Source organism: Mycobacterium sp. 1164985.4 (genome assembly GCF_001668575.1).
In the GTDB taxonomy this organism is placed as follows: Bacteria; Actinomycetota; Actinomycetes; order Mycobacteriales; family Mycobacteriaceae; genus Mycobacterium.
In genome coordinates this window covers 24,739-36,703 of sequence record NZ_LZMD01000046.1, presented here as the reverse complement: position 1 = coordinate 36,703, position 11,965 = coordinate 24,739, and the positions used below count along the sequence as shown (strand labels likewise).

The window sequence follows — 11,965 nt, the reverse complement described above, 5'->3', positions numbered from 1 at the left end:
TGGCCGCGTGAACCAGCACGCGTTCGACGTCGAGGAACGCCGCGCGGTGTACCGGGTGATCGCCGAGCGCCGCGACATGCGCCGGTTCGTGTCCGGCGCGGTGGTGCCCGAGGACGTGCTCGCCCGGCTGCTGCAGGCCGCACACGCAGCGCCGAGCGTCGGGCTGATGCAACCTTGGCGGTTCATTCGGATCACCGACGGTGAGTTGCGGCGACGCATCCGCGATCTCGTCGACGACGAACGCGTGCGCACCGCCGAGGCGTTGGGGCCACGCGGCGAGGAATTCCTGGCGCTCAAGGTCGAAGGAATATCCGACTGCGCCGAACTTCTCGTCGTCGCACTCGGCGACGGTCGCCAGCAGCATGTGTTCGGACGCCGCACACTCCCGCACATGGACCTGGCGTCGGTCTCCTGCGCGATACAGAACCTCTGGCTCGCCGCGCGTGCCGAGGGCCTGGGCATGGGGTGGGTGTCGATATTCGAACCCGGAAGGCTCGCGGAATTGCTGCACATGCCGGACGGGGCCGAGCCCGTTGCGATTCTGTGCCTCGGCCCGGTGCCCGACTTCCCGGATCGCCCCCAGCTGGAGATCGACGAATGGACGATCGGTCGGCCACTCACCGAATTCGTCGCCGAAAACCGTTGGCCCGATACCACTTCAGCGGGGCTGCCGTCGTGAGAACCATCGATGTGAATGCCGACCTCGGCGAGGGTTTCGGGGTGTGGCGCCTGGGTGACGACGAGGCCATGCTCGACATCGTGACGAGCGCCAACGTAGCGTGCGGCTTCCACGCAGGCGACCCGGCGCTGCTGTTGCGGACGTGTCGGGCCGCCGCCGAACGTGACGTGAGGATCGGAGCGCAGGTGAGCTATCGCGACCTCGCCGGCTTCGGAAGGCGGTTCATCGACGCGACGCCAGAGGATCTCAAGGCCGACGTCATCTACCAGATCGGCGCGCTCCAGGCGGTGGCCCACGCGGCCGGGACCGACGTCAGATACGTCAAACCCCATGGGGCGCTGTACTTCGCGATCGTGACCAACACCGATCAGGCCCGCGCCGTCGCCGAAGCCGTGCACGCCGTCGATCCCGGCCTTCCCGTGCTCGGGCTGGCGGGATCGGCATTCTTCCGCGAGGCCGAAGAACTCGGACTGCGCATCGTGCCGGAGGCGTTCGCCGACCGGGCGTATCGGCCGGACGGCCGGCTGGTGGACCGTCGCCAGCGCGGCGCCGTCCTGCACGACACCGACGTGATCGCCGACCGGATCGCGTCGATGGTGTTGTCGGGCCGGGTCGACGCGGTCGACGGCTCGACCATCCCGATCACCGTCGATTCGATCTGTGTGCACGGTGATTCGCCGGGGGCCGTGCAGATCGCCACGGTGGTGCGGGACCGGCTGCAGCACGAGGGCGTCGACATCAACCCGTTCACGTGAGCAGCGCGCAGTCCGCGCATTTCGCGCCGTCGGCGATCCGGTAGTAGAGGCAGCAGCTGTTGCGGCGAAAAGCCAAGTTGTGCTTGACACTCCCGGTCCCGGCCAGCCTGCCGGTCTGCAGCAACTCCCGCGCCAGGCGCGTCGCCTCATCGCGAAGTTCGGGCCGCACCGAGTAAAGCGCTCGGGTCGCGGCCACCAACGCCGACGCGATGTTGCCGTACAGCAGTCCGGTCGCGACCTTGACCCGCAGCCCTTCGGCCAACACCTCGAGGTGGTCCTGCACCACGGTGCGGTACAGCGCAGCCGGGAGATCCCCTGTCACCCGGATACCCGCCGGCACAGCCAATCTCAGCTCCGCACTGCCGTTTGCCCGTTGCAGTCCTACGAGTTCGGGCACCACGCCGTGCGCGAGGGCGCAGGCGAGCACCGGCGACCACAACCGCGACGCGTGGCTCATCTGGACCATAGACGCGGCGACGCGCCTGTCTCGTGTGCGGTAGCGGGCCGCCGTCGTGTCGATGAGGTCCTGATAGCCGTCGGCGTAACAATCGCTGACCGGCCGCCAACCGGGGCCGGCGGATCCGTGGGAGATGGCGAAGAACCCGCCGTAGCGGGCGATGTCGTCCAGCTCGCCGTCGATCCTCACCGGGTCACAAAGTATCGGAGCAGAACTGCCCCGCCGCGGCCGCACCTAAGCTTGGCGCCATGCGTCTCAAGCTCGGCCGCCCGGATCTGACGGATTACGAGCGCTACTTCGACGCACCGCCGGCGACAGCCGGCGCCCCGGTCACGGTCACCTGGGCGGGCGTCACCACACTGCACATCGACGACGGCGAATCGGCGATCTTGACCGATGGCTTCTTCTCCCGGCCCAGCCTGCGCCAGGTCGGGCTGCGGCGGCTGTCGCCATCGGAGCCGCGCATCGACGGGTGCCTCGCCCGCCTCCGAATCGACCGGCTGCAAGCCGTCCTGCCCGTGCACACTCATTACGACCACGCGATGGACAGCGCGGTGGTGGCTGAACGCACGGGCGCGCGCATCGTCGGCGGGCGGTCGGCCGCCCAGGTCGGCCGCGGCCATCGCCTGCCGGAGGACCGCCTGGTGGTCGCCCGCCCTGGCGTGCCCGTCGCGCTCGGTTCCTACGACGTCACGCTCTTCGAGGGGAATCACTGTCCGCCCGACCGGTTTCCGGGTGTGATCACCAGCCCGGTCGTGCCGCCGGTCAAGGTGTCGGCATACCGGTGCGGTGAGGCGTGGTCGACGCTGGTGCATCACCGGCCGTCGGGTGAAAGTCTGCTGATCGTCGGCAGCGCGGGATTCGCCCCCGGCGCGCTGGCCGGCCAGCAAGCCGACGTCGTGTACCTCGGGGTCGGCCAGCTCGGATTGCAACCGGAGCGCTACCTGGAGGACTACTGGCGCGAGACCGTGCGCACCGTCGGAGCTCGCCGCGTGGTGCTCATCCACTGGGATGACTTCTTCCGTCCGCTCCACGAGCCGCTGCGCGCGCTCCCCTACGCCGCAGACGATCTCGACGTTTCGATGCGGGTGCTGTCGCGGCTGGCCGGCGACGACGGTGTCGCTCTGCACCTGCCCACGCTGTGGCAACCCGCCGACCCATGGAGCTGATTGCGTCCGCGGCTGCGCTGGCGGTGGTGCTGGTCTTCGCGGTGGCCCGCCCGCACAGGTGGCCGGAGGCGGTCGTCGCCGTGCCGGTGGCGATGCTGCTGATCGCGGCCGACGTGGTGTCGCCGCGTGAGGCGGCGGATGAGGTTGGGCGACTGTTGCCTGTGGTCGGCTTTCTGGCGATGGTGCTGGTGCTGGCGCGGCTGTGCGCGGACGAAGGGGTGTTCCGCGCAGCGGGCGCGGCGATGGCGCGTGCCGCCGACGGCAGCCAGAGTCGTTTACTCACAGGGGTGTTCGTGATCGCTTCGGCGACGACCGCGATCTTGAGCCTGGATGCGACCGTGGTTCTGCTGACACCGGTGGTGCTGGCGACGGCCCGAATCCTGTCGGTGCCGGCCAGGCCACACGCCTATGCGACAGCGCACCTGGCCAACAGCGCGTCGCTGCTGTTACCGGTATCGAATCTGACCAACCTTCTGGCGTTCACCGCGGCGGGTGTCTCGTTCCTCGGCTTCGCGGGGCTCATGGCGCTGCCGTGGCTGGCCGCGATCGTCGTCGAATTCGCGCTGCTGCGTTGGCTTTTCCGTCATGATCTGTCGGTCACGCCTGAGCCGGTGATGCAGGAGACCGTGCACGTACCGGTGTTCCCGCTTGTCGTGTTGGGGTTGACCCTGGGCGGTTTCGTTGTCGCATCGATGCTCGGATTCTCGCCGGCCTGGGCGGCGCTGGGCGGAGTGCTGGTGCTCGGCGGGCGGAGCCTGGCGCGAGGCCATACGACCGTGACCCGTCTCGCCGCCGCCGCGGACGTGCCGTTCCTGGTGTTCGTGCTGTGCCTGGGCGTGGTGGTCGACGCCGTGATGGTCAACGGTCTCGACACCGCGATGCGTGGCCTGCTGCCCGACGGTCAGAGCCTGCTCGCCCTACTGGGCATCGCTGCCGTCGCGGCGGTGCTGTCGAACATTGTGAACAACCTGCCAGCGGTTCTGGTGCTGCTGCCGCTGGTGTCGGCGACCGGGCCGGGCGCGGTGTTGGCGGTGCTGATCGGGGTGAACGTCGGGCCGAACCTGACCTACGTCGGTTCGCTGGCCAACCTGCTGTGGCGCAGTGTCGTGCGCCGCGAGATGACAACAAACGCAACCGAATTCAGTCGGGTCGGGCTGTGCACGGTTCCGGCCACATTGGTTGTGGCGGTTACCGGCCTGTGGCTGGGACTGCGGGTGTCCGGGCTCTAGCTCCTGCGCTGGCGGGCGATCTCGGCGAGCACGACGCCCGCGGCCACCGACGCGTTCAACGACTCGGTCGGCCCCGCCATCGGAATGGACACCACCGCGTCGCAGGTCTCGCGGACCAGCCGGGAAAGTCCCTTGCCCTCGGAGCCGACCACCACAACCATCGGTCCGGAGCCGTCCAGCTCGTCGACCGTGGTGTCCCCGTAGGCGTCCAACCCGACGATCTGCAGGCCCGCGTCGGCCCAACTCTTCAGCGTGCGAGTCAGGTTCGTGGCCCTGGCCACCGGCAGCCGCGCCGCTGCGCCCGCGCTGGTGCGCCACGCGACCGCTGTCACCGAGGCCGACCGGCGCTGCGGGATGAGGACGCCGTGGCCTCCGAACGCGGCGACCGAGCGCACGATCGCACCGAGGTTGCGGGGATCGGAGATGTTGTCCAGCGCGACCAGTAGGGCCGAGGAGCCGTCCGCGGTCACCGCCGAGAGCAGGTCGTCCGGGTGGGCGTACTGATAGGGCGGAATCTGCAGCGCCACACCCTGATGCAGCCCGTTGGCGGCGATGCGGTCGAGGTCGTGGCGCGGCACCTCGAGAATCGAGATGCCCGCGTCGGCGGCGATCTGCACCGACTCGGTCAGCCGCTCGTCGGCCTCTGCCCCCAGCGCGACGTAGAGCGCCGTCGCGGGCACTTGCGCGCGCAGGCATTCCAGGACGGGATTGCGTCCGAGAACGATCTCGGTGTCGTCGGTCTTCTTGGTCTGCCGGCGCGCCTGCGATTTGGCGGCCTTCGCCGCGCGCTTGGCCGCCGGGTGGTTGGGACGCATGTGCGCGGGAGGGGTGGCGCCGCGGCCCTCGAGCCCGCGGCGGCGCACACCGCCCGAGCCGACCGTCGGCCCCTTCTTGGTGCCCGGTTTGCGGACCGCGCCCCTGCGCTTCGAATTGCCGGCCATCTATTTGGTGTGCCCGTCGAGCAGCGTCCACTGCGGACCGTCGGCGGTGTCGGTGACCTCGATTCCGGCCTCCTTCAGGCGGTCCCGGATCGCGTCGGCCTCGGCCCAGTCGCGTCGCGCACGCGCATCCTCGCGCCGCTCGACCTCCGCCCGCACCAGCACGTCGACGGCGGCCAGCGCCGCCGAGGTCTCGTCCTTGGACTCCCAACGCTCGTCGAGCGGATCGGCGCCGAGGATCCCCATCATCGCGCGGATCGACATCGCCTGGGTCAAGGCGGTTTCGTGGTCGCCGGCGTCCAGCGCGCGGTTACCCTCGGCCCTGGCGGCGTGCACCTCGGCCAGCGCGATCGGCACCGAGAGATCGTCATCAAGGGCCGCGGCGAATTTCGGCGTCCACTCGCCGGGCACGACGGCGCCGACGCGGTGGCGGACGCGATGTAGGAAGTCCTCGATGCCGGTATAGGCCTTCGCGGCGTCCTGCAGCGCCGTCTCGGAGAACTCCAGCATCGATCGGTAGTGCGCACTGCCGAGGTAGTACCGCAACTCCGCCGCCCGGACACGTTGCAGCACAGCGGGAATCGCGAGCACATTGCCCAGCGACTTGCTCATCTTCTCGCCGCCCATGGTCACCCAGCCGTTGTGCAGCCAGTACCGTGCGAACGTGTCGCCGGCCGCCTCGGCCTGAGCGATCTCGTTCTCGTGATGCGGGAACACCAGATCCATTCCACCGGCGTGGATGTCGAACTCAGCGCCGAGATACGCCTCGCACATTGCGACGCATTCGGTGTGCCAGCCCGGCCGTCCGCGGCCCCACGGCGTCGGCCACGAAGGTTCGCCGGGTTTGGCGCCCTTCCACAGGGTGAAGTCGCGCTCGTCGCGCTTGCCCTTGGCGGCACCTTCGCCCTGATGCACGTCGTCGATCTTGTGGCCGGACAGCTTCCCGTAAGCCGGCAGGCTGAGAACGTCGAAGTAGACGTCACCGTTACCCACGTAGGCGCTGCCCCGCTCGATCAGCCGCTCGATCAGCTCGACCATCTGGGTGATGTGTCCGGTCGCGCGCGGCTCGGCCGACGGCGGGAGGACCCCGAGCGCGTCATACGCGGCGGAGAAGGCGCGTTCGTAGGTGGCGGCCCACTCCCACCAGGGCCTGCCGGCGTCGGCGGCCTTGTCGAGGATCTTGTCGTCGATGTCGGTGACGTTGCGGATGAACGCGACGTCGTAGCCCTTGGCCATCAGCCAGCGGCGAAGCACGTCGAATGCGACTCCGCTGCGCACATGACCGATGTGCGGCAGACCCTGAACGGTGGCGCCGCAGAGATAAACCGAGGCGTGACCCGGGCGCACGGGAACGAAATCGCGCACAGCACCGGTCATGGTGTCGTGCAGTCGCAGATCGGTCACGCTCCGACCGTCCGATTCTTCGCCCCATTCACGAAGCGCCAGCTTACAGGCCTAATCGCGCTCGACCACCAACGCGGTCGCGATCGCCGCGAGACCCTCGCCGCGACCGGTCAGACCAAGGCCATCGGTGGTCGTCGCGCTGACCGACACGGGAGCGTCGAGCAACTCGGTGAGGATCTTCTGGGCCTCGCCGCGGCGCGGACCGACCTTCGGCCGGTTGCCGATCACCTGGACGGCGGCGTTGACAACCCGGAAGCCCCGCCCTGAAACGAGCCCGCAGACATGCCGGAGCATGTCCGCACCGCTGGCGTCGCGCCACTCGTCGCGATCGGTTCCGAAGACCTCGCCGAGATCTCCGAGACCGGCCGCGGAGAGCAGCGCATCGCACAGCGCGTGCGCCGCCACATCACCATCGGAGTGGCCAGCGCATCCGTCGACCCCGTCGAAGCGCAGACACAGCAGCCAGCAGGGCCGTCCCGCCTGGATGGGGTGTACGTCGGTGCCGAGCCCGACCCTGGGCAGGCTCGTCATCGGCTTCAGGAAGCGGCGGCCAGTGCCTCGTCGAGGATGGTCGCGGCCTTCTCGTCATCGGTGTTCTCGGCGAGAGCGAGCTCGCCCACCAGAATCTGCCGCGCCTTGGCCAGCATCCGCTTCTCACCCGCCGACAGGCCACGCTCTTGATCGCGTCGCCACAAGTCGCGGACAACCTCGGCGACCTTGTTCACGTCACCCGAGGCCAGCTTTTCGAGATTGGCCTTGTACCGCCGCGACCAGTTGGTCGGTTCCTCGGTATGGGGGGCGCGGAGCACTTGGAAAACCTTGTCCAGGCCCTCCTGTCCGACGACGTCGCGCACCCCGACATACTCTGCGTTCTCGGCGGGCACTCGAACCGTGAGGTCACCCTGGGCGACCTTCAAGACGAGGTATTCCTTCTGCTCGCCTTTGATGGTCCGGGTTTCGATCGCCTCGATTAACGCAGCACCGTGGTGGGGATAAACAACGGTGTCTCCGACCTTGAAAATCATCAGTTTCGAGCCCCTTTCACACTCCAATGTTAGCACGGTGCCCAGACGGGGGTGGACCAACGGTGCAGGTCAGGGGCACCTCGGGTGAACACTGGGGGTTGACACGTCAGCGAATACGTGCATGGCTCGGGTACCCGGGAGATGCCGACGGGGTAGCTGGCGTGGGCCGTTACTCAAGGGGTGGTGGCACTTCCGCGGTAGCTGCCGGGGCGTTCCTGGCGGCTCGCCGGACCTCAGCTACCGCCGCCAGCACGCACCTACTACTCTGCATAGTCGAATCCCGCGACCGATCGGATCGGTCGCCTCGACGGCCGAGCAGGAGGCAAGAGTGGACCGCTTCAAACTGGCCGCCTGCGGGCTGGCCGCCGCCTTTGTCGTCGGCGGGGGGCTCGTCGGCTGCGGTTCCGGGCAGGTCTCGCAGATGGCCACACAGGAGCCGGCGGTCAACGGCACGAGCGCGAACGTCGGCGAGATCGCGTTGCGCAATGCGCACATACGCGCCGAACAGGTGACCGACTTCGTCCGGCCGGGCAAAGACGTCGAGCTGATCTTCGTGGCGGCCAACAACTCGCCCGATCAGGCCGACAAGCTGGAGTCCATCACGTCCGACGTCGGCACCGTGTCGCTGACCGGCGACACCACCGTGCCGGCGGGCGGCATGCTCACCGTCGGCGCCCCGGACGGGCAGATCACCCCGCTTGAGAGCGTCGAGGCCGCCGAGGCCGCCGAGGCGAAAGTGGCTCTGTCCAAGCCGATCACCAACGGCCTGACGTACGACTTCACGTTCAAGTTCGAGAAGGCCGGCGAAACCACCGTGCGGGTGCCGATCTCGGCCGGTGAGTCGCCGCGGCGCGGCGGAGCGGTAGAAGCGGGCAGCCACAGCGGCGGCGGTCACTGAGCCCAAACCGGCGACACGAAGGCTTGGCACTGAGTTTCTGTCGGCGCTGACGGCTACCGTCACAGCGTGGCCAAAGGTGGCGCCAAGGCGCGCTCGCAGTACCGATGCTCGGAGTGCCACCACATCACGCTCAAATGGGTGGGCCGTTGCCCGGAGTGCGGCACCTGGGGCACCGTCGACGAGGTAGCCGTCCTGTCCGCAGTGGCCGGTTCCGGCACGCAACGCTCGGTCGCCCCGTCCTCCGCGGCCGTACCGATCAGCTCGATCGACCCGGGCCGCACCCGCCACTTCCACACCGGCGTCGCGGAACTGGACCGGGTGCTCGGCGGCGGACTGGTTCCCGGATCGGTCACGCTGCTCGCCGGCGACCCGGGCGTCGGCAAGTCGACGCTTCTGCTGGAGGTCGCGCACCGATGGGCCTCCTCCGGTAAACGCGCGCTGTACCTCTCGGGCGAGGAGTCCGCGGGGCAGATCCGGATGCGGGCGGAACGTACCCGCTGCACGCATGACGAGGTGTATCTGGCCGCGGAGTCGGACCTGGCCACCGCGCTCGGACACATCGACGCAGTGCAGCCGAGCCTGGTGGTGGTCGACTCCGTCCAGACCATGTCGACCACCGAGGCCGACGGCGTCACCGGCGGCGTCACCCAGGTGCGGGCGATCACCACCGCACTGACCATGGCCGCCAAGACATCCGGCGCCGCGATGATCCTCGTCGGTCACGTCACCAAGGACGGCGCGATCGCAGGCCCGCGCTCGCTCGAGCACCTCGTCGACGTCGTGCTGCACTTCGAAGGTGACCGCGCGTCGTCGCTGCGAATGGTCCGCGGTATCAAGAACCGGTTCGGCGCGGCGGACGAGGTGGGCTGTTTCCTGTTGCACGACAACGGGATCGAGGGAGTGGCCGACCCGTCCGGCCTGTTCCGCGACCAGCGGCCCGAACCCGTTGCGGGCACGGCGATCACGGTCACCCTCGACGGCAAGCGTCCGTTGATCGGCGAGGTGCAGGCACTCATCGGGGCGCCTGCGAACGGAAACGCACGCCGGGCAGTGAGCGGAATCGACTCGTCGCGCGCCGCGATGATCACCGCGGTGCTCGACAGGCATGCAGGCATGTCGGTCGGAGCGCACGACATCTACCTGTCGACAGTGGGCGGGATGCGGCTGACCGATCCGTCGGCGGATCTCGCGGTCGCGGTCGCCATCGCATCGTCGAAGATGAACCTGCCGATGCCGGCCGCCGCAGTCGCCATCGGCGAAGTGGGCCTGGCCGGCGATCTGCGCCGCGTCACCGGGATGGACCGCCGGCTGGCCGAGGCGGCCCGGCTCGGCTTCACCTCGGCGGTGGTGCCGCCCGGCGTGACGTCGGTACCGGCCGGCTTGCGGGCGATCACGGCCCACGACATCGGCTCGGCATTGCGGGTTTTGCGCGACATCAGCAAAGATCAGCAAAGATAGAACCAATGACGGCCGATCCTAGGGAGGGGCGATGGCCGTGAAGTCGGGTGGACGATCGGGGCGGACCGTGGTGCCGTTGGCGCGGCCCACCATGCGCGAGACGATCGCCCGGTTGGCGCCGGGGACCGCGCTGCGTGACGGCCTGGAACGCATCCTGCGCGGCCGGACCGGCGCACTGATCGTCATCGGCTACGACGAGAGCGTCGAGGCCATCTGCGACGGCGGCTTCTCCCTCGACGTCCGATATGCGCCGACGCGCCTGCGCGAGCTGTCGAAGATGGACGGCGCCGTGGTGCTCTCCAGCGACGGCGCCCACATCCTGCGCGCCAACGTCCAGCTGGTGCCCGATCCGTCGATCCCGACCGAGGAGTCTGGAACCCGGCACCGCTCCGCCGAACGCGCGGCGATCCAGACCGGCTACCCGGTGATCTCGGTCAGCCACTCGATGAGCATCGTGACGGTGTACGTCGCAGGCGAGCGACATGTCATCCCCGATTCGGCGACCATCCTGTCGCGTGCGAACCAGACGATCGACACGCTCGAGCGCTACAAGACCCGCCTGGACGAGGTCAGCAGGCAGCTGTCGACGGCCGAGATCGAGGACTTCGTCACGCTGCGCGACGTCATGACCGTCGTGCAGCGGCTCGAGATGGTGCGCCGGATCAGCCTCGAAATCGATTCCTATGTGGTCGAACTCGGCACCGATGGCCGCCAGCTCAAGCTCCAGCTCGACGAGCTCGTCGGTGACAACGAGACCGCTCGCGAGCTCATCGTGCGCGACTACCACGCGAACCCCGACCCGCCGTCGGCCGCGCAAGTGAGCGCCACGCTCGAGGAACTCGACGGGCTCTCCGACAGCGAGCTACTGGACTTCACCACGCTGGCGCGCGTCTTCGGCTATCCGTCGACGATCGAGGCGCAGGATTCGGCGATGAGCTCGCGGGGTTATCGGGCGATGGCCGGCATCCCGCGCCTGCAGTTCGCGCACGTCGACCTGCTGGTGCGTTCGTTCGGCTCGCTACAGGGCCTGCTGGCGGCCAGCGCGGGCGACCTGCAGTCGGTCGAGGGCATCGGCTCGATGTGGGCGCGTCACATCAGGGAGGGTCTGTCCCAACTGGCCGAGTCGACGATCGCCGACCGGCTGGCCTAGGGCCGCGCCGAACCTCAGTTCGGCACGGGCCCCGGCGGCGGGGCCTGGCCACCGCCATGGTCCGGGGACTGCGGCGCGGCGAGGATGAACGGCACCGTGGCCGACCTGAGATTGCCGAGCTGCACGACCAGGTTGTAGGTGCCCGGACCGATCGGCTGACGCGGCAGCGGGCAGCCGGGCGCAGAACCCATACCCGTCCAGGTGACCTCGGTCGTCACCTGCTCACCCGGCTGGAACGTCTTGACCAGCGTCTCGTTTGAGGGCGCACAGTCGAGGTTGGACCACAGCCGGGCGTTGTCCAGCGAGTAGACGTAGGCGGCCAGCACCGCGGCGCCGACGTCGCGCTTGCAGCCGACGAGCCCGATGTTCGTGACGACCATCGTGAACTTCGGCTGCTCGCCGACGACGTACTGCGGTTGGTTCGTGATGCCCTTGACCGCCAGCGTCGAGTCGGGGCAGTCGTCGCCCTCGTTGAGGACAGGGGGCGGTGCGACGGCGGCCGTGGGCGTCGGCGTGGGAGCCGGTGCGTTCTGCGCCGGCGGCTGCACGGGCGTCTTCACCTCGGGGTTCTCCCCCGGCAGCGGCGTCGGGGCGCCTGCCGCCGTCGGGGCGGGCGCCTCGGCGCCCTTCGTGTCGGTGCCCCCGGTGTTCTTCACGACCACGACCACGATGGCCGCAATCACGCCGATCACGAGGACCGCTATGCCCAGCGCTAGTGCCCTGCGACGCCAGTAAATCTGCGTCGGTAGCGGGCCATGCGGTTCCAGATCCAGCACAACTTCACGGTAAGGCCAGGTCATGCC

General features: G+C 68.9%; 13 protein-coding genes. 7 read left to right on the top strand and 6 right to left on the bottom strand.

The window, feature by feature from the left end:
• The first annotated feature begins 7 nt into the window (after positions 1-7).
• Together bluB and A5650_RS06505 are read left to right on the top strand one after the other, a co-directional pair.
• Positions 8-679 (top strand): 5,6-dimethylbenzimidazole synthase, encoded by a 672-nt coding sequence (gene bluB, locus A5650_RS06510; RefSeq protein ID WP_067287794.1) that lies wholly within the window; start codon positions 8-10, stop codon positions 677-679.
• The gene (locus tag A5650_RS06505; RefSeq protein ID WP_067287792.1) at positions 676-1,434 is read left to right on the top strand and encodes a LamB/YcsF family protein; all 759 of its coding nucleotides are present in this window, start codon (positions 676-678) and stop codon (positions 1,432-1,434) included. Before bluB ends, A5650_RS06505 begins: the two co-directional genes overlap by 4 nt.
• Here the strand turns inward: A5650_RS06505 and A5650_RS06500 are convergent.
• Positions 1,427-2,080: a (2Fe-2S)-binding protein gene (locus A5650_RS06500; RefSeq protein WP_067287784.1), complete on the bottom strand. Its 654-nt coding sequence runs from the start codon at positions 2,078-2,080 to the stop codon at positions 1,427-1,429. The genes A5650_RS06505 and A5650_RS06500 overlap by 8 nt on opposite strands.
• Before the next feature lie 59 nt (positions 2,081-2,139).
• On the opposite strand from A5650_RS06500, the gene A5650_RS06495 reads away from it, so the two are divergent.
• Positions 2,140-3,060, top strand: a complete 921-nt coding sequence (locus tag A5650_RS06495; protein ID WP_067287776.1) for an MBL fold metallo-hydrolase — start codon at positions 2,140-2,142, stop codon at positions 3,058-3,060.
• On the top strand, positions 3,051-4,289 hold the full coding sequence (locus A5650_RS06490) for an SLC13 family permease (protein ID WP_067287774.1): 1,239 nt from the start codon (positions 3,051-3,053) through the stop codon (positions 4,287-4,289). The genes A5650_RS06495 and A5650_RS06490 overlap by 10 nt, the downstream gene beginning before the upstream one ends.
• Here A5650_RS06490 and rlmB read toward each other — a convergent pair.
• Genes rlmB through carD form a run of 4 tightly spaced genes read right to left on the bottom strand, consistent with a single transcriptional unit; the run spans position 4,286 to position 7,656 of the window.
• Entirely contained in the window at positions 4,286-5,230 is a 945-nt protein-coding gene (gene rlmB, locus A5650_RS06485) for a 23S rRNA (guanosine(2251)-2'-O)-methyltransferase RlmB (protein WP_067287773.1), read from the bottom strand. The genes A5650_RS06490 and rlmB overlap by 4 nt on opposite strands.
• Positions 5,231-6,631 carry a cysteine--tRNA ligase gene (gene cysS, locus A5650_RS06480; RefSeq protein WP_067287772.1) on the bottom strand — a complete coding sequence of 467 codons (1,401 nt, stop codon included), beginning with the start codon at positions 6,629-6,631 and terminating at the stop codon, positions 5,231-5,233.
• 51 nt (positions 6,632-6,682) lie between these two features.
• Positions 6,683-7,162, bottom strand: coding sequence for a 2-C-methyl-D-erythritol 2,4-cyclodiphosphate synthase (gene ispF / locus A5650_RS06475; RefSeq protein WP_067287770.1), 480 nt, complete (start codon positions 7,160-7,162; stop codon positions 6,683-6,685).
• A 5-nt stretch (positions 7,163-7,167) separates the two neighbouring features.
• The gene (carD, locus tag A5650_RS06470; RefSeq protein ID WP_003888533.1) at positions 7,168-7,656 is read right to left on the bottom strand and encodes an RNA polymerase-binding transcription factor CarD; all 489 of its coding nucleotides are present in this window, start codon (positions 7,654-7,656) and stop codon (positions 7,168-7,170) included.
• Positions 7,657-7,984: 328 nt separating this feature from the next.
• Between carD and A5650_RS06465 the strand changes: the two genes are divergently transcribed.
• From A5650_RS06465 to disA, 3 genes are all read left to right on the top strand, one after another.
• The gene (locus A5650_RS06465; protein WP_067287768.1) at positions 7,985-8,554 is read left to right on the top strand and encodes a copper chaperone PCu(A)C domain-containing protein; all 570 of its coding nucleotides are present in this window, start codon (positions 7,985-7,987) and stop codon (positions 8,552-8,554) included.
• Between the two features lie 66 nt (positions 8,555-8,620).
• On the top strand, positions 8,621-10,012 hold the full coding sequence (radA, locus tag A5650_RS06460; protein ID WP_067287765.1) for a DNA repair protein RadA: 1,392 nt from the start codon (positions 8,621-8,623) through the stop codon (positions 10,010-10,012).
• A gap of 31 nt (positions 10,013-10,043) precedes the next feature.
• Complete coding sequence (gene disA / locus A5650_RS06455) at positions 10,044-11,162, top strand: DNA integrity scanning diadenylate cyclase DisA (RefSeq protein ID WP_067287762.1); 1,119 nt, start codon at positions 10,044-10,046, stop codon at positions 11,160-11,162.
• Positions 11,163-11,176: 14 nt separating this feature from the next.
• On the opposite strand, the gene A5650_RS06450 is transcribed toward disA, so the two are convergent.
• A complete protein-coding gene (locus A5650_RS06450) occupies positions 11,177-11,938 on the bottom strand; it encodes a hypothetical protein (RefSeq protein WP_067287760.1) in 762 nt (253 codons plus the stop codon).
• Positions 11,939-11,965 lie beyond the last annotated feature (27 nt).